Raw genomic sequence first — 24,763 nt, 5'->3', positions numbered from 1 at the left:
GACGCTACCCTGGCGCGGTCCGTGGGGGAAGGCCCGGGCGCTCAGCGTGCCGCGGGGCGCCACCTCAACCACATCGCATGCCAGGGGCCCACTCCTCTTCGCCAGCGAATACGGTTCGTGAAGACGCGTCAGACCTCTTTCCGATACTCTCTCTCCTTTGGAGGCCTGTGATGCACGCGCGAAGCGTCCTTTCTGTAGTAGCCCTGACCACCTTGATCGCCGGCAGCTCGCTCGCGGCGGGATGCAAGAGCGAGGCTGAGGTCAGCGTGGCCGAGGAGTCGGTCGCGGCGGCTCCGGTGGCGATCGAAGAACCTTTGACCGAGGAGCACGACGGGGGCTCGGTCGGGTGGGACATCGCGGCGGACGGCAACGTCAAGGCGATCGTGAAGACGCCCGACGGCAAGCCGATCGACAAGGACGTGAGCGGCACCCTGACCTGGAAAGCGCCGGGCGGCGACAGGCAGGTGCCGCTGGTCCTCGACGCCAAGACCGGCGTGCTCGTCGCGGCGGGGCCCAAGCTCGAGGCCGATCTCACCGAGGTGAAGTACAACGTCGTCGTCGCCGGAAAGCCGTGGAACGGCGTCCTCCACGTGCCCGCGGGGGGCACGCGGGTCATCGTGGAGGGCGCCAAGAAGGCCGAGAAGAGGCCCCTCCCCCCCGGCAAGACGGGCCCGAACGGCGGCGTGATCCAGGTGGTCGGCGACGACGTCGTCGAGGTGGTCGCCGACAAGGCCTCGGGGCAGGTCCGCGTCTACGTCCTCAACGCGGACCTCAAGCCGATCCCGGTGGGCGATCGCAAGATCAAGCTCGGCTTCGTGGGGTCGGGCTCCGAGCTCATCGTGCTGAACCCCGGCCCCGGCGGCCTCTACTGCGTCGGCACGGTGACGGCGAAGGTGAACCCCACGAAGCTCACCGTCGTCGTGGCGCACCCGACCCACGCCGACGTGGTGCTGGTCGGGTATCGTCCCGGCATGCACGTCGTCATCGGCCCGAGCGCGCCGGCGTTGAACGTCGTCGTGGCGACGACGTGGAACGTGGGCGTGGTGAAGGTCAACACGACTCCAGGCGTGGTGGTGGTCCACGATGACGACGATGATGACGACGACGGACACGTCCACGTCCACGTGCACGGCAAACACAAGGGCAAGCACAAGCACCGGCACAAGCACTGGCATTGACGTCGCGCGCCGCTTCGCGGCGCACCTCACGGCCGAGGTCGACGCCGCCTCGCTCGCCGTCTTCCGGGTCGGGTATGGCGCCCTGATCGCTTGGGAGGTCGTCCGGTACGCCCTCCACGATCGGATCACCCGCTATTACATCGAGCCCACCTTCTTCTTCAGCTACGTCCCGTTCGTCCGCCCCTGGGGCGGCGACGGGATGTACTGGCACTTCGGCGCGATCTTCGTCCTCTCGCTCCTCGTCGCCGCCGGGCTCTTTTACCGCGCGAGCGCCGCCCTGCTCTGCGCGGCGCTCACGTATGTCTTCCTGCTCGACAAGGCGCAGTACCTCAACCACCTCTACCTCGTCTGCCTGCTCGGCCTCCTGCTCGCGGCCACCCCGGCGCACCGCGCGCTCTCGGTGGATCACCTGCTCGCGCGCCGCGCCGCCCGATCGACGTCCGCCGCCGCCCCGCCCGAGACGGCGCCGCGTCTCCACCTCTTCGCCCTGAAGGCCCAGGTCGCGATCGTCTACTTCTACGGCGGCGTCGCCAAGCTGAACGGCGACTGGCTGCGCGGTCAGCCGCTCACGATGTGGCTCGCCGAGCACGCCGACGCGCCGCTCGTGGGCCCGCTCCTCGCCTCGCCCGCGGCGGGACTCGCGCTCTCGTACGCGGGGCTCGCCATCGACCTCTCGATGGGCTTCCTGCTCTTCTCCCGGCGCACGTTCCCGATCGGCGCGGCGATCGCCCTGACGTTCAACCTCAGCAACGCTTTCCTGTTCAAGATCGGGATCTTCCCCTACGTCATGATCGCCTCGCTGGCGCTGTTCGCGGACCCGTCGTGGCCGAGGCGGCGTCTCCCTTTCCTCTTCCGCGGGGCGGCCCGCCCGAACGACGGCACCTCCGCCCCTGCGCCTGGCTCCGCCCCCGCCCCCGAGCGGCGCCGCGCCCTGCCGCTCGCGCTGCTCTGCGGCTACCTCCTGGTGCAGCTCCTGCTGCCGCTCCGCCACTGGCTCTACCCGGGCGACGTGGCCTGGAACGAGGCCGGACACCGCTTCTCGTGGCGCATGAAGCTGCGCGACAAGTCCGTGAGCGAGCTCAGTTACACGGTGGTAGACCCGAGGACCGGCGTGCGCGAGCCCCTCGATCTCGAGGAGTGGCTCACCGACCGCCAGCTCGGCGAGATGGGCACGCGCCCCGACATGCTCGTCGACTTCGCGCACCACGTGGCCGACCGCTGGCAAGAGGCCTCCGGCGTGCGCCCGATCGTCACCGCCAAGGTGGTCGCCTCGCTGAACGGGGGCCCCGAGCGCGACCTCCTCGACCCCACGCTCGACCTGGCGTCCCAGCCGAGAGGCCTCCTGGCCGTCCTGCAGCCGCCCTGACTACCGCGAAGCCTGCTTGTCCTCGCACCGCCCGAGCACGAAGATCCCGCAGACCGCCTCCTCTTGCAGGCACTCCTGCCCTTCCGGACACTGCGACGGATCGAGCACCCCCGGCTCACACGGCCGCGAGCAGAACGCCGGCGGCCCGCGCGGGGCGTCGTAAACGCCGTTCCCGTCCCGGTCCAGGAAGATCGGGTTCGTGATCGCATAAGGCGCCACCGGGTACCAGTCGGGCACCGCCGGCGACGACGTGAAGAACTGCGACAGCGCCTCCACCTGCGTGAACGCCAGGCTCGCGACCCGGGGCAGCTGGAGCTCGCCGAACGACACCGGCAGCGCGACCGGCGTGAGGAGGTTCTCGTCGCGCAGCCCCATCGCGACCACCACGATCCACCCGTCCGTCGCCGGCGCTCGCAGCGCGAGCCGCTCGTCGACGTCCACGATCGCCGCGGGCCCCGCGGACGGCTCGAGCACCCGGACCAGCCGCCCGCTCACGTACACCTCGACGCGGTCCACCCCGAACCAGCTCGCCGTCTCGATCCGCAGATCGAGCGGCACCGTGTCGCCCTGGACCGTCGCCACGTCGCCGAACGTCGCCTCGCCCACGCCCGCGCGCACGAACGGCCCGTAGGTCGCGAACGCGCTGCCCGCGCGCAGCGCCCGCGTGGCCTCGCCGATGCCGACCGCCGCGGGCTGGTCGCTCGGCGCGCGGAAGTACGTGCGCGGGAAGCCCGGCTCCGGCGACGCGCCGTGGCTGTCGCTGCTACCGACCTGCGTCGGCGTGAAGCCGTGGTCGAGGTAACGGAACAGGTCGTCGACCTGGCCCGCGTGGAACGTGCACGGCCGGCCCGCGTCCTCCTCGGGGACCGAGCCCCCGTCGCCGGCGAGGCACAGCGCCTCGCCCTCGGCCGCCGTCCCGTCGAAATCCCAGACCGCGTCCTGCTCCTCGGGCGTCCTCGTCAGGATCCGCTTCGTGCTCTCCCACGCGAGCGCCGAGCGCGCGCGCTGCTGGCACACCGCGTAGCGCTCGCCGTCCCTGCACGCCGGCACCCCGCCCGCGAGGTCGGGGCACGCCGCCCGGAGCGCCGCCTCGTCCTTCGCGGCGTCGATCGCGGCGAGGCAGCGGTTGAAGTCGACCACCTCCTGCACGGTCGGCGTCCGGAGCAGATCGAAGCGCTTCGCGTTGAAGACCTCCATCGCGTCGAAGTCGCAGCTGCCCGCCTGGAACAGCGGGTTGTCCGCCTCGAGCGTCGGGATCGTCCGGTCCAGCGTGAAGGGGTCGACGCCGAGCTGGTCGATGTACCCGATGAACCCGTCGCGCGGGTGGGCGACGATCACGAGCGCGTCCTCCCCTGCCGCCGCGGTGGCGCGGACGCCGTCGATCACGTCCCCGCCCGGGCGGCAGACCCAGTCGAACACGCCGTGATCCGGCACCTCGAGCTCGTCGTAGCGCAGCGGGAAGCCGATGAAGTGCCCGAGCTCCAGCGTCGACACCTCGGCGCCGACCGCGGTCTTCAGGATCGGCTCGAGCCCCAGCTGCTTCACCGCGGGCCCGAGGTCGGTGTGCACGTCGTGGTCGGTGGCCACCGCGACCTCGAGCCCCTCGACGACCGCCGCGGTCACCCGCTCCTCGAGCGGCATGCCGCTGTCGAAGCTCGGGCGCTGGTGCAGGTGCATGTCGATCGACATCCAGCCGGTCGAGTCGATCTCGCGCGGCACGACCGCGTCGAGCCGCCGCACCTCCCCCGCGCGCACCTCGAGGTCGGGCACCTCGAACCGGCCGAACTCGGGCCCCCGCGTGACGAGCACGCGGTAGCGCCCGGGCTCGATCTCGACCTCGCCTTTCCCCGTCGCCGTGCGCTCGATCTGCCGCACGCCGCTGCCGAGCCGGCTGTGGCCGAGGTACACGCGCCGGAGCCCGTCACCCTCGCGCGGCCGCCCCGCCGCGTCGAGCGCGACGAACGTCAGCTTGGCCGGCGCGAGCCGGGCGCCCTCGTCCGTGACGCGGTAGACGATCCGCGCGGGGCTCGGCAGCTCCGCCGCGACCGTCGCCGCGCCGCCCGCGCCGATCTGCACGCGGATGGGCGCGGAGATCGCCGTGCCCTCCGGGTTCTCGGCGACGAGCAGGTAGCCGCCGGGCAGGAGCCGCGCGTGGAAGTCGCCGTCCTCGACCGGATCGAGCCCGAGGTCGGCGTCGATGGAGCTCTCTAGCCCCACGTCGCCCGAGCGCGCGAGGTTCGCCTCGACGAGCTCGTCGACGCTCGCGAAGGGGGCGCCCGGATCGGGGTCGCGGAAGACGTGGACGCGCGCGTTCGGCACGGGCGCGCCGGTCGATCGCCACCGCACCGCGCCCTCGAGCGCGCCGGTCGCCGTGCCGCGGGCGCCGTGGACCACCTCGGCGACGCTCGCGATGTCGCCCTCGCCCACGGCGAAGTAGCGCTCGTAGGTGAACGACCGCTTCCGGTCGCACGCCTCGTCGTCGGACTCCGCGGCGAGGCAGCTCCGGCCGGCGCTGAGGAACGCGGTCGCCGCGCTCGTGAACACCGGGACGTTGACCGTGGAGGGCGGGCCGCCGGGGGGCGCCTTCGTGAAGTAGCCGTAGCTGACGTCGCCGCCCGCCGCCGCGACGAAGTCGAAGCTGAGCGGCTCCTGGAACGTGTCCCGGCCGGCGAAGAGCGCGTCGAACACCGCCCGCTCCTCGTCGAACCCGATGCCGGGGCCGAAGATGTCGTTCTGGTTGCCGAAGAAGACGAAGTCGCCGGCGACGATCCCGCCCTTCCGCTCGGGCGCGTCGTTGCGGTCGTCGCCGAGGATGCCCCTGAAGATGTCCGAGGGCCCCGTGTAGTTGTCGAGCGAGAGCGGCTCCCCGCAGGCGCACGCGGGGCAGCCGTCGTCCCCCGCCGCGAGGCCGTGCTCGCACTCGAGCGCGCAGGAGGCGACGCTCGGGCAGCCCCGGACCGCGTCGGGCAGGAGGAGCGTCGTGCGGATCGTCACGAACCGCTCGCCCGGGCGGAGGATGTAGTCGGTGCGGAAGCGCAGCTCGGGCTTGATGCCGTCGAACAGGAGCCCGAGCAGGTCCTCCTGCGTCTTCAGCACGCCGAGCGCCTGGAACAGGAACCCGCCGTCGCCCTCGACGCGGACGATCGCCTCCTCGCCGTCGGAGCCGTCCTTGGCCACGAAGACCTCCGTGGCGCCCGGGTCGGGCACGAGCAGGTTGGCGACGGGGAACGATTCGGCGAAGCGGTCGCGGCCCGCGGCGCTCGCGAAGCGCGGGTCGGGGCGGCGCAGGTCGGCGTCGACCAGCGAGCCGCCGTAGACGCCCGGCCCCGGCGAGTGGCGCGCCCCGAGGATCGCGACGCGGATCTCGTCGTTTTCCAGAATGAAGTCGCCGACATCGGCCATCGCGACCGGACCGCCGACGAGCTCGAAGCGGCTCTCGATCGGCTTGGCGCGCAGGAGGTTCGGCGCGTCGCAGCCGAGGAGGCCGAGGAGGCCGAGCGCGCCGAGCGCGCCGGCGGCGCCGAGCGGAGCAGGGAGGCCGAGGACGCCGCGGGGCCTGCGCGGCGCGGCGAGCGGCGCGAGCGGGGCCGCGCGCGGCGCGAGCGGGGCCGCGCGCGGCGCGGCGCGCGGCACGGGCGGCGCGGCGCGTGGCGCGAGCGGGGCGAGGGCGGAGCGGCAGGTTCGCATGGCGGCCCGCTGGCTAGAGGTTGAGCTGCAGCTGCAGCGCCACGGCGTCGTTGTCGAGCGCGACGCCGTGGACCTCCTGCCGGTGCGTGAAGTCGGCCTGCGCCTTGAGCACGTTGTCGATGAAGTGGTAACTCGCGCCGGCGGTGAGGGTCCAGCCGTCGGTCTCGTCCGAGATCTGGGTGTTCGGGTCGATCCACTCGAACCGCGCGCTCACGCCGAGCTTGATGCGCCGGATGAAGTACCCCGCCTCGCCGACGAGCCCGACCGACGTGACCGGGGCGAGCTGCCCGATCGGCTGGGTTGGCGCGTGCTCCGGCTCGCTCCGGTTCCAGAGGACCTCGGCGAGCGCGTGCGCGCCCGCGGCGTGCACGAGGACGTCGGCGCCGGCGCCGTGGATGTCGCGCGTGCCGCCGTCGCTGAAGAAGTAGCTCGCGCCGGCGGCGAAGCGGAAGCGCGAGCCGGCGAGGTCCTGGATCGAGCGGTCCATGCGGCCGAGCGGCTCGGTGGCGAGCCGCGCGACGTAGGCGACCTGGTCGAAGCGGTTGCCGAAGCTGGCGGCGTTCTCGACGTAGCCGGCGAAGAGCTGATCCGAGCGCTGGAAGCCGTTGAACATGCCGGCGTAGTAGCTGAGCGTCCGGCCCCAGAAGTGCCCCTCGACGTGCAGGCCGACCTGGCGGAACGGCGCGAGGGCGCGCACGGCGAGGGGCCGCTCGATGAGCGCGCCCTCGCCGGCGCCGGTCATCGCCGAGCGGCTGAACGGCACGTCGTGCGCGCCGAAGTAGAGGTGCGCGAAGGGGAAATGGGCGTAGCCGATCCACGCCTCCGAGAGCCGCGCCGAGCCGTCGGGGCCGAGGGCCAGGTCGCCCGAGGCGGCGAACGGCACGTACCCGGCGAGCGTCCCCGCGAAGCCGATCCGCGCGCGCCGCAGGCGGAACCCCTGCCCTTCGGCGACGTCGCCCGCCTGCAGGAAGGCGTCGTCGCCCACGAACGGCACGGCCTGCGCCTGCACGAGCACGAGCGGCGAGAGCACGAGCCGGCCGATCGCGAGCTGGAACGGCGGTCCACCGAGGCCGTCCGGCGCCGGCGGCGCGGCGTCCGATCCCGGAGGCGCGGCGGTCGCGCCCGCCGCGGGCGGCACGGAAGGCGCGGCGGCCGCGCTCGCCACGGACGGCACGGAAGGCGCGGCGGCCGCGCTCGCGGCGGGCGGCACGGAAGGCGCGGCGGCCGCGCTCGCGGCGGGCGGCACGGAGGGCACGACGCCGGCGGGGGGCACGGCGGGTGCGGCGCCGTCGGCCGGAGGTGGAACCGGCAGCGGCTGCGCGGGCTGCGCGCCGGCCGGCGCACAGAAGAGCGCCGCCCCGGCCACGGCAGCGACGGCCGCCGCGGCGCGGCGCGCGGCGGCTCCCGTCGCGCTGGCCGCGCGGCGCCGTGCCCTGGAGCGCCGCGGATCCGCGCCGCGACCGGTCAATGCGCAAGGTGTCATCGGCGTCCGTGGCGGCCGGCGGCGAGGGGGAGAGCCGCTGCGAAGCGCAGCGGCGCCGCTGGCGAGCGCTGCTCCGTCTAGCCCAGGTGCGGACGGGGTGTCAACGCGCGGCCTCGGGCCCGATCATGCGCTCCGGCCTGACGATCGCGTCGAACGTCTCCTCGTCGAGCAGCCCGAGCGCGAGCGCCGCCTCGCGCAGGGTAGTCCCCTCCGCGTGCGCCTTCTTCGCGATCTTCGCGGCGTTGTCGTAGCCCACGTGCGGGTTGAGCGCGGTCACCAGCATCAGGCTCTCGCGCAGGTTCCGCGCGATGCGCTCGCGGTTCGGCTCGATGCCCCGCGCGGCGTGCTCCTCGAACGACGCGCACCCGTCGGCGAGCAGCCGGATCGACTGCAGCACGTTGTGGACGATGAGCGGCTTGTACACGTTGAGCTCGAAGTTGCCGCTCGCCCCGCCGAGGCTCACGGCGACGTCGTTGCCGAGGACCTGCGCGCACACCATGGTCAGCGCCTCGGCCTGGGTCGGGTTCACCTTGCCCGGCATGATCGAGCTGCCCGGCTCGTTCTCGGGCAGCGTGATCTCGCCGATGCCGCAGCGCGGCCCGCTCGCGAGCCACCGGACGTCGTTCGCGATCTTGAACAGGCTGCACGCGAGCGTCTTCAGCGCGCCGTGCGCCGCGACGAGGGCGTCGTGCGACGCGAGCGCCTGGAACTTGTTCGGCGCGGTGACGAACGGCGCCCCCGTGAGCTCGGCGATCTTCGCCGCGACGCGCGCCGCGAACTCCGGGTGCGTGTTGAGCCCCGTCCCGACGGCCGTGCCCCCGAGCGCGAGCTCGTGCAGGGGCGGCAGCGCCCGCTCGATCGCGCCGAGGCCGGCGTCGAGCTGCGCCACGTAGCCCGAGAACTCCTGCCCCAGCGTGAGCGGCGTCGCGTCCTGCAGGTGCGTGCGGCCGATCTTCACGATGTCCGCGAACGCCGCGCCCTTCTGCGCCAGCGTCTCGCGGAGCCGCCGCACCTCCGGCAGGAGGCGGCGCTCGATCTGGAGCGCGGCGGCGACGTGCATGGCCGTCGGGAACACGTCGTTCGAGCTCTGCGACCGGTTCACGTCGTCGTTCGGGTGGATCGGCGACTTCGACCCCATCGCGCCGCCGCTCATCTCGATCGCGCGGTTCCCGATGACCTCGTTGACGTTCATGTTGGTCTGGGTGCCGCTCCCGGTCTGCCAGACGACGAGGGGGAAGTGGCCGTCGAGCTTGCCGTCGATCACCTCGTCGGCCGCGGCCACGATGAGCCTGCATTTGTCTTCCGGCAGCAGCCCGAGGTCGCGGTTGACCAGCGCGGCCGCCTTCTTCACGGTGCCGAGCGCGGCCAGCATCTCCCGCGGAAACCGCTCGCTGCCGATCCGGAAGTTCTCCAGGGAGCGCTGCGTCTGCGCCCCCCAGTAGCGGTCGTCCTGCACGGCGATGGGCCCGAAGCTGTCCTTTTCGATGCGCGTTCCCATCGCCGGGTCTTAGCGGGAAGATCCTGGCGTCTCAAGCGAGCGCGAAGCCCCGTCGCCAGCCCCCGGCCGAGGCGCGTAGGCACGTTCGCGGCGCCCGGCGAAAGGTGTGCGCCGTCTTGTATTCTCGCCGGGTATTTGCGAAGTTCCGGCCCCGCGCGCGGGGACGAACGCGGACATCGACGCGGGAACGAACGCGGGAACGAACGACGGAGATCAGTATGGCCGGAATGGATACGGTACCGCGGGAGCTGCTTCAGGCTGCCTACAGGCGCAAGCCCGTCTACCTGCTCAAGATCCCGCTTCATTTCAGCCTCTGGGCCGCGCTGACGTGGGTGCTGTACGCGACGCAGCACCACCCGCTGGCGATCCCTATCGGGATCGCCTGCTCGTGGGTGATAGCCAACCTCATCCGCGGCCTCGGCGCGGTCGCGCACGACGCGGTGCACGGGAGCTGCTCGCGCTCGAAGCTCGTCTCGTACCTCATCGCCCTGGTCTGCTGGGCGCCGACCGGCATGAGCGTGACGCTCTACACGAACTACCACCTTCACCATCACAAGATCGCGAACACGTACCCTGACGTCGACAACTTCGTCGTCACGGACTACACGCGGAATCCCGTGCTGGCGAAGCTCCTCTTGCTCGCCGTCTACACGTTCGCTTACCCGCTGTACTTCCTCGGCTGCATGGCGCGCTACGTGAAGCGGCTCTCGACGCTCCAGCGCATCAGGATGAACCTGGAGCTCGTCGGTTTCTACGCGCTCATGGTCGCCTTCTACCTGGTGATGCCCTTCCAGGTGTTCTTCTTCTTCTTCATCCTGCCGTTCGTCTTCGGCGCCATCCTCGCCAGCGTGACGTCGATGATCGAGCATTACGAGATGCTCCCCGGGGAGGACGCCTACAGCTCTCGCACCTACGGGACGGAGGCGCGGTTCACGAATTTCCTGTGGAACAACGTCACGTACCACAACGAGCACCACAAGTTCCCGGGCATCCCGTTCTACAACCTGCGCAGCTTCCACGAGACGGCGTATCCTTATTACGACGATCGGGTGAAGTCGGCCTGCCACCGGTCGATCGTCGGGATCGCGCTGGAGCTGTACGGCCGCATCCTCCGGCTCGACATCGCGAAGCTCGACGAGCGCTACCGCGACATCAACAAGGAAGCCGAGCGGCAGAAGATGATGGCGCTGAACGGGATCCCGCCCGGCGTGACGGCCTGAGCGGGGCGCCGCCCGCGAGCGGCCGGCCCGAGGTCGGGGCAGGCGCGGGCAGAGCCCTCTCCCCACGGCGCCGAGGCGGACCCGAAGCGAGGTCGGCCGGGTCCACGCCCGTAATGCGCGCCCTGTGGCGACCCCGGCCCCGATGCGCTGACCCCTTCCAGCTTGCGCTGGCCGCCGCGTTGAGACCAAGGTCGCCGCATGAAGCGCCGCTTCAACACGGCCGGGCCCTGCATCGAGGGGCTTCACTACATGATCCCGCCGGCCCGCCGACTGCCCGAGGCCCCCGGGCTCGTGGAGCAGCTCGGCTATTTCGTTGTGCACGCCCCGCGCCAGACAGGCAAGACCACCGCGCTGCGGGCGCTCGCGCACAGCCTCACGGCCTCGGGCGAATACGCGGCGGTCCTCCTCTCGTGCGAGGCCGGCCAGGCGGCCGGCGACGACTACGACGCGGCCGAGCGGATCGTGCTGTCGAACCTGCGCAGCGAGGCCGAGTCGAGGCTCGCTCCGGAGCAGCAGCCGCCGCCGTTCCCCGATGCGCCGCCCGGCGATCGCCTGCGCACGGCGCTGAAGGCCTGGGCGCAGTCGTGTCCCCTGCCGCTCGTGCTCATGCTCGATGAGATCGATGCGCTCCGCGACAGCAGCCTCGTGACCGTGCTCCGGCAGCTCCGGGCGGGCTTCCCAGGCCGCCCTCGCGAGTTTCCCGCCTCGGTGATCCTCTGCGGCCTGCGCGACGTGCGCGACTACAAGGCCGCGAGCGGCGGTGATCCGTCACGGCTGGGCACCGCGAGCCCGTTCAACATCAAGCTCGAGTCGCTGCGGCTCGACGACTTCAGCCTCGATGAAGTGCGAGAGCTGTATGGACAGCACACGGCGGATACAGGGCAGGCCTTCGCAGAGGAGGCGATCGCGCGCGCGTTCGAGGCGACGCAAGGGCAGCCGTGGCTGGTGAACGCGCTGGCGCGCGAGGTCGTCGAGAAGATGGCCGTGCCGCCCGCGCAGACGGTCACGGCGGCGCACGTCGATGAAGCCAAGGAGCGGCTGATCCTGGCGCGCGCCACGCACCTGGATTCCCTGGTGGCGAAGCTCGCGGAGCCGCGGGTGAAGCGCTTCGTCGAGCCCGTCCTCGCCGGCACCCTGACGGGCAAGGACGACGCGTACGACGACGATCTGCGCTACGGCCGTGACCTCGGCCTGCTCGCGCGGGACAACCCGCTCCGGATCGCCAATCCCATCTACCACGAGGTGATCGCGCGCGTGCTCGCCGGCTCGGTGGAGGCCGAGGTCCTGACGGAGCCGCGGAGCTTCGTCCTCCCGGACGGCCGCCTCGACTTCGGCCGCATCCTGCGCGAGTTCGCCGATTTCTGGCGCGAGCACGGCGACGTCTTGGCCGCTGGCCTGCCCTATCACGAGGTGGCGCCGCAGCTCGTGCTCATGGCGTTCCTGCAGCGCGTGGTGAACGGCGGCGGGTTCATCGATCGCGAGTACGGCATCGGCCGCGGCCGGATCGATCTGCTGGTGCGCTGGCCCTACCGCGACGCGAGCGGCGCGCGCGCGTGGCAGCGCGAGGCGCTGGAGCTGAAGGTCTGGCGCGACAGGATGAAAGATCCGGTGAACAAGGCCCTCGCGCAGCTCGACGGGTACCTCGACAAGGCGGGGCTCGACGCCGGGGTGCTCGTGATCTTCGACCGGCGGCCGGAGGCCGAGGACATCGAGACGCGCACCCGCTTCGAAGCGGCGGAGACGCCATCGGGGCGGAAGGTGACGCTGCTGCGGGCGTAGCCGAGCGCCGGTCCCACGGCGATCCGAGCCGAGCCCCCGCGCCGGGGCCTCCGCTCGCGTCCAGTTCCAGCTCACGCAGCCGCTGCCCGGGAGCACATTGAGCCTCGCGGTTCGATTTATTGTGATTCAGTACACAACCAGCGGCTTCCGGCACGTGTTCGGGACCTTCGCGCGCGCTCCGGAAGCTTCGCGCGCGCTCCGGAAGCTTCGCGCGCGCTCTGGAGCACGACATTTCGCGTATTTAGCGGCATCCGCCGTCCCCCCGACGCCTTCCAGCCCGGGCCGGGGACCGAATTTCCCGGGAATTTGGCCTCCCGCCCTCGCGCGCGAAGCTTCAAGAGCGCGCGCGAAGCTTCCGGAGCGCGCTGGAGGCCTTCACGCCGGCGCCGGAAGCTCCGGGCGCGCGCCGGAGGCCGTCCCTCCCGCGGCGGAGACCTTCGCGCGGCTGGCGAGGCCCCCTCGAGCCCCCGGAGCCTGCTCACCCCCCCGGAACGCTCGCTACTGCGCAGCGCCCGGCAAGCAGACGGTGGCCGTGCAGGTGAAGCCCGCCTTGCAGTCGTTGGCCCCGCCGCAGGGGAAGGCACACTTGCCCGCGCTCGTGTTGCAGCGGTGCGTGCCGCAGGGCCCGTCGTCCGTGCAGGGGAGCGCGAGCGGGCCCGGCGTCGCCGTGGCCGCCGCGGGCGTCTGCGCCGGCTGCTGGTAGCCCGGCTGCTGATACCCAGGCTGCTGGTACTGCCCAGGCTGCTGATAACCCGGCTGCTGGTACTGCCCAGGCTGCTGGTACCCCGGCTGCTGGTACTGCCCAGGCTGCTGGTACCCGGGCTGCTGGTTGTACGCGTTGTACTGCTGGTTCGACGGATCCTCGGCTTCGCTGCCACGGCACGCAGAGGCGAGGAGACCGAGGCCTCCGAGGGCAAGGACGGTCGCCGCGGCAACACGCGCGCTGGTGAACCACATGGATCGCTTCATCGACGTCTCCCGCAGGTGCGGGGTCTCCCCCGCGTGAGCGACGGGCCGATGCCGACCCGCCGCAGAGATCCGATCCCGGGCCCCCGGAGGGGCAACCTGGACCCTTCGCTGGCGAGCGCCGCGTCGCGGGCCCGCTGAGGGCGGAGGGTACTCCCGGTCGGCGGCGACGTGCCCTCCAAAAAGCGCCGACGCCGCGCGGTCAACGCGGCGCCGCGTCCTTGCAGCAGCGAAATCCTGCTTCGTACCCGTAGTCCTCTTCCTTGTGGAACCCCACGGTCGGGCGGCAACGGCCGCGCATCGGGCCCCACCAGCCGCCCTTGAGCCCGCTGCGCTCGGGCGACTTGCGGCCCGGCCGGACGACCCACTCGTTCATGTTGCCGTTCAGATCGTAGACGCCGAACGGCGACACACACGCGGGCATCGAACCGGCCGGCGCGCGCTGATCGAGCCGCTCGAGCTCCGCCTTGCACGCGGGGTGCTTCATGCACCGCTCGTAGCGGAAGAGCGTCCGCTCGCGCTGGCGGAACGGGCGGTCGATGTTGCACTTGGTCGGGTCGCGGACGTAGCCGTACGTGTACGGGAGCATCTCCTCGCCCTCGCACGCGAAGTTGAACTCGTCCTCGGTGCAGAGGCGCTTGCCGACGCCCTCGCACACCTTGACCGCCTCGCGCCACGAGACGAGCAGCGCGGGGAGCTCGCCCTTCCGGTTCGGCCACTCGTAGCGGTCGACGCAGTAACGCATCGGCGCGCGCCGCTTCGAGAGGCACGCGGTGGGCTGCTTGTACTCGAGGCACCGCTCGCTGACCGTGCTCGGGCCCTCCGGCTCGGCCTCGGCCTTCACCCGCCGCGCCTGGTCCTTCTCGTACTCCTTGTGGTGCTTCAGGCAGACCTGCTCGACGACCGGGCAGTAGTCGCCCTCGACGAGGACCATGTCGTCCGGGCACCCCTCGGCGCTGCCGGGCAGCCCGCCGTCCGCCACGCCCGCGTCGACCGCGCCGCCGTCCGCCTCGCCGCCGTCCGCCTCGCCGCCGTCCGCTTCACCGCCGTCGAGCGACAGCGCCGCCGCCGCGTCGGGCGGCGCCGCATCGGACGCCGTCCCTTCCGCCGCCGCAGCGCCGTCAGGCGGCGCTGGCGCCGCGGCGCCGTCCGCGCCGGCCGTCGCGCCGGCGCTCGCGGGCGCGGCGGGCGCGGCGGGCGCGGCGGGCACGGCGGCGTCGGTCGCGGCGGGGCCGGGGCTGTCGCAGGCGGGGGCCGCGGCCGCGAGGCCGCACAGGAAGGCGAGGCCGCCGACGCCGGGCGCGCGCCGGGCGCGGCGGCGCGGCGCCGGCTTCACGGGCGGCGCGGCGCGAAGAGGTCGCCGGCTCATCGGCCAGGGGCGGGGATGACCTTGATCGGCACCCGGGTCCCGCCGCGATCCACCTCGATCTCGACCTCGCGGCCCGGCTCGAGATCCCCGAGCGCGAACATGAAGTCGTGGATGTTGGTGATCGCATGGGTACCGATGCGCATGATCACGTCGCCGGCCTGCAGCCCGGCGCGGGAGGCGGGCGCGTCGGGGCGCACGCCGGTGAGCTTCACGCCGGGGCCCTGGTACGCGTAGTCCGGCATCGTGCCGAGCGACGCGCGGAAGCCGCCGCGCATGCTGCGGTGAGGATCGGCCGGCGCGTCGGCGAAGGCGAGCCGCCCGTCGCGCTGCGAGAGGGCGAGCGCCATCCGCGCCGCGAGCACCCCGCTGCGCGAGACGCCCTCGGCGTTGATCTTGTCCGCCGTGTCGCTCGGCCGGTGGTAGTCCTCGTGCACGCCGGTGAACAGGAAGGCGACCGGGACGCGCGCCGCGGTGAACGAGGCGTGGTCGCTCGCGCCGAACCCCTCGACGCCGAACTGGAGCGCGAGGCCGAGCCCGCGGGCGGCGCCCTCCACGATCGGCTTCCAGTCGGGCGAGGTGCCCAGGCCGTCGACGAGGAGCTTGTCCCCCCGCATCCGGCCGACCATGTCGGCGTTGATCATAGCCACCACGGGCTTCATCCCGTCGAGCGGCGCCGGCGGGTGCTCGACGAAGTGACGCGAGCCGATCGTGCCGATCTCCTCGGCGCCGAAGGCGATGAAGAGGATGTTCCGGTCCGGCCGCGCCGGGAGCGCGGCGAACCGCCGCGCCACCTCGAGGAGCATCGCCGTGCCCGAGGCGTTGTCGTCGGCGCCCGGGTGAACCGCGCGGACGCCGGGCGCGCGCGAGTGCGGCGTGCCGCCGTGGCCGAGGTGGTCGTAGTGCGCCCCGATCACGATGTACTCGCCGGCGTGAGGCGAGCCGGCGCGCGCGGGGAGGAGCCCGATCACGTTCGAGGCGGGCGCCGTCCGCGGGGTGACCTTCGTCGTGAGCTCGACGGTGACGCCATCGAGCGGCTTCGGTCCGGGCGCCTTCGCCGCCGGCTTCGCGGCCGCGGGCTTCGCGGCAGCGCCGGCCGCCGCGGGCTTCGCCTCGGCGGGCTTTGCGTCGGCGGGCTTCGCGGCAGCGCCGGCCGCCGCGGGCTTCGCCTCCGCAGGCTTCGCGTCGGCAGGCTTCGCGTCGGCGGGCTTCGCGGCAGCGCCGGCGGCCGCAGGCCTCGCCTCTGCAGGCTTCGCGTCGGCGGCCTTCGCGTCGACAGGCTTCGCGTCGGCGGCCTTCGCCGCCGCGGGCTTCGCGGGCGGCGCGAGCCCCGCCGTGGGGAAGAGCGCCCGGGCCGCCGAGCGCGTGATCATCACGGCCGGGATGCCCATGCTCGCCGCGTCGCCCGGCACCGGCGGCAGCTCGTCGCCCGCCGCCACGAGGATCACGCCCGCGGCCTTGTGCTCGCGCGCCGTGCGGATCTTGTACCGGGTGCTGCCGAAGTCGCGCAGCGCGTCCGCCGGGCTCGGCGAGGCGCCGTGGTGCGCGTGGTGGGGATCGGCGCTCGCCGCCGCCGCCGCGCCGCCGCTCGGCGTGGGCACGCCGTCGAGCACGACCGCGATCTTCCCCTCGATGTCGCGGCCGCCGTAGTCGTCCCAGGAGACCGCCGCCGCGGTCACGCCGTGGCCGACGAGCACCGCGCCGCCCGTCGCCGTGCCGCTCGAGCTCCCGTCGGCCGTGACCAGCTTGACGGCCTCGACGTCCTGCTTGCGGCCGCCGCGCTGCACCGCGAGCGACGCCGGCGCCACGTCGGCGCCCACCCGCGCCTCGAACACCTGCATGTACGCCTTGGCGCCGCCCTCGCTGCCGCCGCCCAGCGGCGTGAGCCCGAGCTCGGCGAACTGCCGCACGATGAACTCGGCCGCGCGCTGCGCCCCGGGCTCGCCGGTGCCGCGCCCCGCGAGCTCGGGCGACGCGAGGTAAGCGACGTCCGCCTTGATCCGCGCCTCCGCGGCGGGGTCGGGATCGATCGAGAGCGGCTTCGGAGCCGCCGCAGGCGCCTGCGTCGCCGCCGGCGGCGCGCTCGCCCCGCGGGGCGGCGCCGCAGGCGGCGCGCACGCGGCGAGCACCGCGAGCGCCGCGAGCAGGCCGGCGGCGCGGCCCGCGCCGAGCGCGCGCCCCCGCCGCGGCGCGGCGCGGCCCGCGCTCACCACGGCGCGGCCTTCTGCGCCGCGCGCACCAGCTCGAGCGAGCGCCGGCCGAGGTACTCCTCCACGTCGGCGGGCGCGATGTGGCGATCCTTCGCGAAGTCGAACTCGCGCGGCTTGCCGTCGCCGAAGGTCACCCGGACGATCGCGGACTCGCGCACCAGCTCCAGCGCCAGGGCGAAATCGCCCAGCGCGAGCCGGTGTTTGTCCGCCTCCTGCGAGAGCACGGCGGGCTGCCCCTTCTCCTGCAGCTTCTCGTGCGCGAACTTGAGCGACTCGGCCCCCAGCGACACGGCCGACTCCGCGGCCGCGAGCGCCTCGGCGACCCGCTTCTTGTGCCGCGCGAGCTCTTCCGACTCGCGCTCGGCCTTCGACTTCACCGCCTCGATGAGCTCATCACGCCAGGTAGGCACAGTGCACCTCGGCGCGAACACTCTTCCGAAACGTGCGTTTTGTCCAGCCCGACACGCGCCCGACATCCCGGTCGCCCCGCCCGGCGCGACGCGCGCCGGACATCCGGTCGCCCGGCCCAGCGCGCGCCGCGCGTCGCGCTGGGCGCGGGCTCGCCCGCGCGGCGCAACGAAACCCGGCGAGCACGGAAGCCCGGGAGGGGCGTCCTTCCCCTCGCGAGCTCCCGCCGTCCTGTCCTTTTCTGTCCGGTTTTGTCCGGGGCTCTACGCTTCCGTCGACGCCGCGTGAGGCGCGGCGCGCAGCGAAGCGGCTACAGGTCGGAGCCCCCGGCCTTGGCCGGGGCGAGCGCGCTCAGGTCCTCGGCCACGGTGGCCTTCGGGTTCATGAGCTCGTGGAACGCGCGCTTCGCGAGCGCGCCGGTCTCGCCCGGCTCGTGGCGCAGGGCCATGAGCGCGCCCTTCTCCTTCATGAACTTGAGCGTGTCGATCGCGCCCTTCTTCTGCGCGCCGTCGCCGCTCTTCGCCGCCTGGTAGAGCCGGTAGCGCAGCACGACGCGGGTCTCCGAGTGCGGGCCGTTGTCGAACTTCAGGTTGTCGAACTGGGCCTGGAGCCGCTGCCGCGCCCACTCCTGCGGCGCGTCCGCGACCTTCACGCGCGTGATCGCCTCGGCGTTCGCGACGTACCGGTAGAGGTTGCCGCGCTTGAAATCCTCCTCCGACCAGTAGCCGAAGGCGCGGAAGTAGTGGTCCTTGAGGTCGTCCAGCGCGCCCTTGTCGAAGTCGGCGTACATCGCGACCGTCCGCGCCGCGACGTCGCTCGAGCCGCCGAGGATGAGGGCGAGCGCCGCGGAGTTCCGGATCTCGACGTCCTTCAGCTTCTCGAAGAGCTGCCCCTCGACCGCGCCCTCGAAGCCGCCGATGCCGATCGCGCGCGCGATCGCCATGCGCACCCCGGGATCGACGTCGGTCACGAGCAGCGAGACGAGCTCGCCGGCCGCGCCGGGCACCGGGCGGAGCGCGAGCGACGACGCGTAACAGGCGCCGATGAGCTGCTTGCGCGGCTCCTTCTTGCTCGCGAAGTCCTTCGCCTTCTTCGCGACCTCGACCATCGCCTTGTCGTCGGCGCACCAGGCGAGCGCCTCACACGCGGCCTGGCGGGCCTCCTCGTGCCACGTCTCGTCCTCGATGAGCTTCGTGAGCGGCTCCACCGCGCGCGGATCCCCCCACTCGGCGAGCCCCTGCGCCGCGCCGTACGCGACCGCGCGGAGCGCCATCCCCATCATCGCGAGCCCCGCGCCCTGGAGCCCGTCCTGGGTGATGTCCATCTTCGGGTCCTTCTTGCGCCTGAACTGCTCGATGAGCCGCGGGAAGGAGGGCTCGTCCTTCATCCGCCCGATGTAGCGGAGCGCGCTCTGCGCCGTCTCGAACGCCGCCGGGAACGGCGGCTGCTGGCCCTCCTTGGGCAGCGGGTCTGTCGGGAAGGCCCAGTCGCGCATCGACTTCAGGATCTTCTCGGAGCGCACCGTCGCGAGGAACCGGAGGCCGTTCGCGTGCGGCTGCGGGCGATCCTTGAGCCACAGGATGACCGGATCCTCGGCCGCGGCCTTGAGGTCGGCGGCCTTCTCGGTGTGGATCACGGCGAGGTCGGCGAGCATGCGGGCCCCGACGACGCGCGGCAGATCGGTGCGCGACAGGTGCCCGCCCTCGTCCGCCTCCCAGAACTTCTCGAGCTTGTAGAGCTTGAGCGGGTCGGCCAGCATCCGCTCGCCGATGTACTTGGCGCCGCGGATGTCGCCGACCTCGGCGAGCCGCGTCCCCGCCTCGCCCTGCCAGTGCAGCGACGGCTTCTTCTTCTCGAGCCACTTCACGAGCGCGTCGGCCGACCGCGGATCCGCGAGGTCGCGGAGCATCTCCATGATCTGCTTCGTCTGGAACCAGGTCGTCTCCTCCGGCTCCTGCTTCACGCTGTCGAGCGCGAGGACGAGCCCCTCGCCGCCGATGCCGTCGCGCAGCGCCTCGAGGAAGCGCTGGCGGCTGTCCTTGTCGGCGTTCGTGAGCGCCTCGAGGAGCGGGGCGCGCGCGGTCTCGTCGCCGATGCGCCCGAGGCCGTTCGCGGCCTCGCGCGCGACCTCGACGTCCTTGTCCTTGACGAGCTGGATCAGCGCGCTCGTCCACTTCGGCTCGGCGTTGCGCGACAGGACCGTCGCGACGAGCTGCCGCACCGACGCGCTCTCGTCGCCCGCGAGCTTCGCGAGCTCGTCGAGCGGCACGAGGCCGGCGAGCTTCTCGGGATCGAACGCGATGCCGCCGCCGAGCCGCTCGACCTTCGAGAGGAACCCCTTGCGGTACTGGTCCATCGCGTCCTTGAACGCGGCCGGCTCCTTGAGCTCGACGAGGGCCCAGACGATCTGGGGCCGGTCGCTCTCGTCCGCGACCTTGAGCGCCTCGAGCAGCGCGGGCTTCGCGCTGTCGGCCTTGGGCGAGCCGTAGTAGGCGAGCACCTGCGCGGCGAGGCCCTTCACGCGGTGGTCCGGGAGCGCGAGCGCCTTCTGCGCGAGCGCGACGCCCTCGGGGTCGCCGGCCCACGCGAGCTGCATGAGCGCCTCTTGCTGGAGCGACGGCTCCTCGTTCGAGGCGGCCCACTTGCGCCAGAGGGGGAGCTGGTCCTTCTGGGGCAGGACGAAGATGTTCTTCTTCTCCTTGGCGATGGCGTCCGCCGTCATCTTCTGGCTGTCCGCCTTGACGCCGAACCAGATGGCGCCCGCGGCCCCGAGCGCGAGGAGGACGCCGATCAGGATCGACACCGCGCTGAACCGGCCGCGCTTGAAGTTGCCGTCGTCCGCGAAGCCGCCGCCGGCGGGCGCCGGCGGGGCCCCGGGCAGGTCGTCGTCATCGGGCGGCCACTTCGCCAGAAGGAGCCCGGGCGGCGGGCGCCGGGCGCGCCGCCCCGTGGGATGTTCTCGAGAAAGATTCGGTCGATCGAGCATGGTTCCTCCAGCGCGCGGGCGACGACAGTACCCGAACGGCGGCGGCGTCGCGCGACGAGCCGCGCTGCGCCCCCGACCCCCACGGCGTGGCGGCGTCGCGCGGCGGTCCGCGCTGCGCCCCCGACCCCGGGCCAGGCGGCGGAGCGCCCGGCCGGTCGAGGCGCCGGACCGTACCAGAGCCGCTCGGACGTAGGCCCAAAGATTTGCTATGAACCCGAGGGCGCCTCATGGCCGAACCCGAGTCCAGCTCCAGCAAGATTCTCTACCCCGCGGTCGCGGTGCTGCTCGCCCTGAGCGCGCTGTTCGGGCTCTTCGTCCTGCCGCGGCTGTCGCCCGGGGTGGGGGGCATGATCGGCGCGGAGGCCCCCGACGTGACGCTGCCCGTCGCCGTGAACGGCGATCCGGGCGCGCGCATGCAGCTGGCGGAGCTGAAGGGCCAGCCGGTGATCCTGGACTTCTGGGCGACCTGGTGTGGTCCCTGCGCGGTCCAGGCTCCGATCCTCGACCGGATCGCGCGCCGGTACCAGGGCAAGGGGCTCGTGGTGCTCGGCGTCAACGTGGACGACCCGCCGCATGTGGCGGCCCAGTACGCGCTGCAGAAGGGGCTCTCGTACCCCATCCTGATCGACGTCACGAGGGACGCGTCGGCGCGCTACGGGGTGGACAAGCTGCCGAGCCTGGTGGTGATCGACCGGCAGGGGAAGATCGCGGCCTACCTGACCGGCATCGTCGACGAGGAGAGCCTCTCCGAGATCGTCGCCGCCACCCTCTGACGCGATCGCCGCTGCCACGTTCGGACGAGCTCGCCGCCGCCACCTCGGACGCGATCGCCGCCGCCACCCTCGGAGGCGATCACCGCCGCCACCCTCGGACCTCCTCACCCCGGTGCCTACACACTCTCTCCCGGTGCCTACACCCTCTCTCCCGGTGCCTACACCTTCCTGCCTCTCTCGCCTCGTCCCGGCAGCGCTCGCAGTCGCCGCGCTCGGCTGTTCCCGCGGCGACGCCGACCGCGGCCGCGACGGGGCCGGCCCGCCGCCGTCCGGGAGCGCCTCGGCCCCGGCGGCTGGCGCCCCGGCCTCCGCCTCCGGGCCTCCTGCCGCCTCGGGCGCCTCCGGCGCGACCTCGGCCGCGGCCGGCGCTGCCTCCGGCGCGCCTGGCGCCGCCCCTCTGCCCGGCGACGGCGCCGAGCCGCCGCCGGCCGGCGACCCGATGGCCATCCACTACGAGGCGCGCGAGGACCTGGTCCGGCTCTTCTCGCTGAAGCCGCTCACCGAGCGGGAGCGCCGCTTCAAGAACCCCGAGCTCTTCCTCGAGAAGAACTTCGGCGGCGGCACGCCAGCCCGGATCAACCAGGGGAACAAGGCGCTCGCGCGGCACACGCGCTCGCAGGAGCAGTGCCTCGCGGGCCTGCAGGGGGTGGTGATCCAGACGGAGGAGCAGCGCGCCCGCTGCGGCGGCCACGAGAACATGGTGCCCGTCTTCAAAACCGTACGCGGGAAGCCGAAGTCGGCCGAGTTCTGCATCGATGTCTTCGAGTTCCCCAACAAGCCGTGCGAGCTGCCCATGGTGTGGGCGAGCCCGACCCAGGCTGCGTCGGTCTGCAGCCTCCAGGGAAAACGCCTCTGCACGGAGGACGAGTGGAGCCTCGCCTGCCGCGGCGACCCGGCGGGCGGCGAGCCGCGGACGTACGCTTACGGAGACGAGCTCGATCTCGCCGTCTGCCACACGCAGACGCGGCACCGCCAGATCGACGGCACGTCGTGTGACGGCGACACGGCGCGCTCGGCGTACCAGACCTGCGCGACCGACACCGAGCCTTCCGGCTCCTACCCGGCGTGCCGCTCGCGCTTCGGCGTCTTCGATCAGCACGGCAACGTGGCCGAGATCATGACCCGCCGCGACCGCGACGACGGGAAGCTCTACAGCCAGCTCAAGGGGAGCGCCTGGTTCTACGTCGAGGTCGCCCGCGAGCACGACGCCCCGCGCCCGAAGGGTCAGGAGACCTACCCTGATCACTGCGCCTTCAGCCCCCGGTGGCACGTGGAGCCGATGGAGAACGCGTGGCACGCGAACTACCACCTCGGCTTCCGGTGCTGCAAGACGATCCGCTGAGGCGGCCTGCCCGCGCCCGGATCGCCGATTCCCATACACCCTCGCCGTCCTCCCGCGCGCGTGGGCGCGGATGAGCGGACAACGCACCTCCCGGCCGGCCGAAAGCGCTGTGGTTCCCGGGGGTTCTGAAAACGGCTCAACAAAATCGGCCTGACGAGCGCAAAAACGCTCGGAAAGACATCGACGTTTCTCTCCACCTCGGCCTCTTTTCTCTCGCGAAGATGAGAGTGCATTGCTATCCATGCCTGCATGACGAAGAGAGCCAGTCTCGTTGGTTTGGTGAGCGCGGTCTCCATCTCTGCGCTGTTCTTCGGCTGTAACAACGACGAGCCGATCGGCGGCAGCGCGCAGGCCCTCGTGGTCGAGTGTGTGGATCCGGGCGGCGAGGTCCCGGCGGGAGAGTGGGTGTGCGGCGAGGAGAAGGTCGTCGAGTGCACCACGCCTCGCGGGGCGTACGTCGCGACGATCTACGCAGAGCTGACCGAGGGCACCTGCGCCGAGGCGACGGTGACCGTCTCCGAGGAGGGTCCGTTCGCGCTCGGGTCGCACGAGGTCCTCGTGACCGTCGAGGTGGAGGACGCGGAGGCCGGGCCCGCGTCGCTCTGCGCCTCGGAGCTCGTCGTCGTCGACACCGTCGCGCCGGAGCTCACGGACAGGCTCCCTGAGCTCTGGCCGCCGAACCACTCGTTCCACACGATCACGGTGGACGACTGCGTGGCCGTCGAGGACGCGTGCGACGACGAGGTCGAGGTGACGTTCACCTACGCGGCGAGCGACGAGCCGCGGAACGACACGGGCGACGGCAACACGGAGGAGGACATCGTGAACCTCGGCTGCGACTCCGTGGAGCTGCTGGCGGAGCGGAAGGGCAACGGCGACGCGCGCGTGTACACCCTCGGCGTCCGGGCGGTCGACGCGGCGGGCAACGTGACCGAGGGCGAGTGCCACGTCGTCGTGCCCCACGATCAGGGCGGCAAGGTGCCGGTCGACAGCGGGATCGCCTACCGGGAGGAGGCGCCCGCCTGCGACGGAGGCTGACGCGGCGGGGCCGCGCTGCCGTCGAGATCTGGCACCCGGGAGGGGCGCGGCGCCGCGCGAGGTCGCGGCGCGCGAGGTCGCGGCGCCGACGGACGCCCGCGCCGGGATCGTGCTCGTCGGGCCGCCCGCGCGGCGAGGGAAATTCTTTCCAATACCCGCGGCGTCGCGCTCCCTAGGGTGGGCCTCGGAGGAGCGAACGCCATGTCCAACGGATCTCCCACGAGCCTGCCGCCTTCATTTCGCATCAACCAGATGATCATGAGCCTCTGGATCCCGCAGGTGATCCACGCGGCCGCGGAGCTCGGCGTCGCGGATCTGCTCGCCGACGCGCCGCTCCCGGCCGGCGCCGTCGCGGAGCGGCTGGGGACCCACCCCGATACGACGGAGCGCCTGCTCCGGGCGCTCGTCACGCTCGAGCTGCTCGCCGAGCGCGGGGATCGCTTCGAGCTCACCGAGATGGGGCGGTGTCTGGAGACGCGCTCGCCGACCTCGAGGCGCGCGTGGTCGCGCCTCATGGGTGGATCGGGCGTCTGGCGGGCCTGGGGGCGCCTCACGGAGTGCATCCGCACCGGCCGCCCAGCGCGCGCCCTCGACCTCGCGGCCCCGTCGGGGACCGAGACCTTCGATGAGCAGGCGAACGATCCGGCCGCCGCCGCGATCTTCCACCAGGCGATGGTCGAGCTCACCCGCGGGGTCGCGCCCGCCATCGTCGGGGCGCTCGACCTCCGCGGCGTGCGCCGGGTGGTCGACGTCGGCGGCGGCTACGGCGCGCTCCTCGGCGCGATCCTGGAGGCCCACCCCGCCGTGGAGGGCGTCGTCTTCGATCTCGAGCAGGCGCGCGCGGGGGCGCTCGACCTGTTCGCGTCGCGCGGCGTCGCCGACCGTGCGTCGTTCGTCGCGGGGAACTGCTTCGACACGGCGCCTCCGGCCGCCGACGTCTACCTGCTGAAGAGCGTGATCCACGACTGGGACGACGCGCGGAGCCTGCGGCTGCTCGGCAAGTGCCGCGACGTGATGGATCCGGAGGCGCGCCTCCTCGTCGTGGAGCCGCCTACGCCCACCCAGCGCGGGAACGCGATCCACGAGTGGGTCCTCACCTTCAGCGACATCAACATGCTCGTGAACACTGGGGGGCGCGAGCGCACCGAGCCCGAGTACCGCGCGCTGATCGAGGCCGCCGGACTGCGCGTCGTGACCGTGCGCGAGACGCCGAGCATCTTCCGCATCTTCGAGGCGGTGCGGGCCTGAGCCGCGCGCCGGCGCGCTCTGCCTGAGCCCCCTCGACCCCGCAGAGCGATGCTCGCGTCCGAAGATCACCACGCGCTCCGTCCGAGGGAAGATAGGATGAGGTGAAGGCGTAAGATGCCGTGAGCCCGCGCAGCTGGTCGCGCGCGAGGGAGGGCCTGCTCTCGAGAGCGAGAGGAGCCTTGTCGCCGCGCGAGCGCCGCTCGTCGCGCGGGCTC

16 protein-coding genes are annotated in these 24,763 nt (G+C 72.7%); 8 read left to right on the top strand and 8 right to left on the bottom strand.

Features of this window, described 5'->3' with window-relative positions:
- Positions 1 to 170 precede the first annotated feature (170 nt).
- Positions 171 to 1,178: a hypothetical protein gene (locus tag WMF43_RS50070; RefSeq protein WP_437676103.1), complete on the top strand. Its 1,008-nt coding sequence runs from the start codon at positions 171 to 173 to the stop codon at positions 1,176 to 1,178.
- The gene (locus WMF43_RS50065; RefSeq protein ID WP_437676101.1) at positions 1,093 to 2,544 is read left to right on the top strand and encodes an HTTM domain-containing protein; all 1,452 of its coding nucleotides are present in this window, start codon (positions 1,093 to 1,095) and stop codon (positions 2,542 to 2,544) included. The genes WMF43_RS50070 and WMF43_RS50065 overlap by 86 nt, the downstream gene beginning before the upstream one ends.
- On the opposite strand, the gene WMF43_RS50060 is transcribed toward WMF43_RS50065, so the two are convergent.
- The 3 genes from WMF43_RS50060 to fumC all read right to left on the bottom strand — a co-directional run bounded on the left by WMF43_RS50060 (position 2,545) and on the right by fumC (position 9,212).
- Positions 2,545 to 6,231 (bottom strand): PHP domain-containing protein, encoded by a 3,687-nt coding sequence (locus tag WMF43_RS50060; RefSeq protein ID WP_437676099.1) that lies wholly within the window; start codon positions 6,229 to 6,231, stop codon positions 2,545 to 2,547. It abuts the gene before it with no gap.
- Between the two features lie 13 nt (positions 6,232 to 6,244).
- Positions 6,245 to 7,714 carry a porin gene (locus tag WMF43_RS50055; protein ID WP_437676097.1) on the bottom strand — a complete coding sequence of 490 codons (1,470 nt, stop codon included), beginning with the start codon at positions 7,712 to 7,714 and terminating at the stop codon, positions 6,245 to 6,247.
- A gap of 100 nt (positions 7,715 to 7,814) precedes the next feature.
- The gene (gene fumC, locus WMF43_RS50050) at positions 7,815 to 9,212 is read right to left on the bottom strand and encodes a class II fumarate hydratase (protein WP_437676095.1); all 1,398 of its coding nucleotides are present in this window, start codon (positions 9,210 to 9,212) and stop codon (positions 7,815 to 7,817) included.
- A gap of 227 nt (positions 9,213 to 9,439) precedes the next feature.
- On the opposite strand from fumC, the gene WMF43_RS50045 reads away from it, so the two are divergent.
- Positions 9,440 to 10,432, top strand: a complete 993-nt coding sequence (locus tag WMF43_RS50045) for a fatty acid desaturase family protein (RefSeq protein WP_437676093.1) — start codon at positions 9,440 to 9,442, stop codon at positions 10,430 to 10,432.
- A 198-nt stretch (positions 10,433 to 10,630) separates the two neighbouring features.
- Positions 10,631 to 12,211, top strand: a complete 1,581-nt coding sequence (locus WMF43_RS50040; RefSeq protein WP_437676091.1) for an AAA family ATPase — start codon at positions 10,631 to 10,633, stop codon at positions 12,209 to 12,211.
- A 498-nt stretch (positions 12,212 to 12,709) separates the two neighbouring features.
- On the opposite strand, the gene WMF43_RS50035 is transcribed toward WMF43_RS50040, so the two are convergent.
- The 5 genes from WMF43_RS50035 to WMF43_RS50015 all read right to left on the bottom strand — a co-directional run bounded on the left by WMF43_RS50035 (position 12,710) and on the right by WMF43_RS50015 (position 20,147).
- Positions 12,710 to 13,180: a hypothetical protein gene (locus tag WMF43_RS50035; protein ID WP_437676089.1), complete on the bottom strand. Its 471-nt coding sequence runs from the start codon at positions 13,178 to 13,180 to the stop codon at positions 12,710 to 12,712.
- A 199-nt stretch (positions 13,181 to 13,379) separates the two neighbouring features.
- Positions 13,380 to 14,513, bottom strand: coding sequence for a formylglycine-generating enzyme family protein (locus WMF43_RS50030; RefSeq protein WP_437676088.1), 1,134 nt, complete (start codon positions 14,511 to 14,513; stop codon positions 13,380 to 13,382).
- A gap of 29 nt (positions 14,514 to 14,542) precedes the next feature.
- Complete coding sequence (locus WMF43_RS50025) at positions 14,543 to 16,756, bottom strand: M20/M25/M40 family metallo-hydrolase (RefSeq protein WP_437676086.1); 2,214 nt, start codon at positions 16,754 to 16,756, stop codon at positions 14,543 to 14,545.
- Positions 16,750 to 17,163, bottom strand: coding sequence for a hypothetical protein (locus WMF43_RS50020; protein ID WP_437676084.1), 414 nt, complete (start codon positions 17,161 to 17,163; stop codon positions 16,750 to 16,752). Before WMF43_RS50020 ends, WMF43_RS50025 begins: the two co-directional genes overlap by 7 nt.
- Before the next feature lie 308 nt (positions 17,164 to 17,471).
- Positions 17,472 to 20,147 (bottom strand): HEAT repeat domain-containing protein, encoded by a 2,676-nt coding sequence (locus WMF43_RS50015; RefSeq protein WP_437676083.1) that lies wholly within the window; start codon positions 20,145 to 20,147, stop codon positions 17,472 to 17,474.
- 227 nt (positions 20,148 to 20,374) lie between these two features.
- On the opposite strand from WMF43_RS50015, the gene WMF43_RS50010 reads away from it, so the two are divergent.
- From WMF43_RS50010 to WMF43_RS49995, 4 genes are all read left to right on the top strand, one after another.
- Positions 20,375 to 20,920: a TlpA family protein disulfide reductase gene (locus WMF43_RS50010; RefSeq protein WP_437676081.1), complete on the top strand. Its 546-nt coding sequence runs from the start codon at positions 20,375 to 20,377 to the stop codon at positions 20,918 to 20,920.
- A 154-nt stretch (positions 20,921 to 21,074) separates the two neighbouring features.
- On the top strand, positions 21,075 to 22,262 hold the full coding sequence (locus WMF43_RS50005) for an SUMF1/EgtB/PvdO family nonheme iron enzyme (protein ID WP_437676080.1): 1,188 nt from the start codon (positions 21,075 to 21,077) through the stop codon (positions 22,260 to 22,262).
- A 279-nt stretch (positions 22,263 to 22,541) separates the two neighbouring features.
- Positions 22,542 to 23,300, top strand: a complete 759-nt coding sequence (locus WMF43_RS50000; protein WP_437676078.1) for a hypothetical protein — start codon at positions 22,542 to 22,544, stop codon at positions 23,298 to 23,300.
- A 201-nt stretch (positions 23,301 to 23,501) separates the two neighbouring features.
- A complete protein-coding gene (locus WMF43_RS49995) occupies positions 23,502 to 24,548 on the top strand; it encodes a methyltransferase (protein WP_437676076.1) in 1,047 nt (348 codons plus the stop codon).
- The last annotated feature ends 215 nt before the right edge of the window (positions 24,549 to 24,763 follow it).

It is taken from the genome of Sorangium sp. So ce131, assembly GCF_051519095.1.
In the GTDB taxonomy this organism is placed as follows: Bacteria; Myxococcota_A; Polyangia; order Polyangiales; family Polyangiaceae; genus Sorangium.
This window is presented reverse-complemented; position numbering and strand designations above follow the sequence as displayed.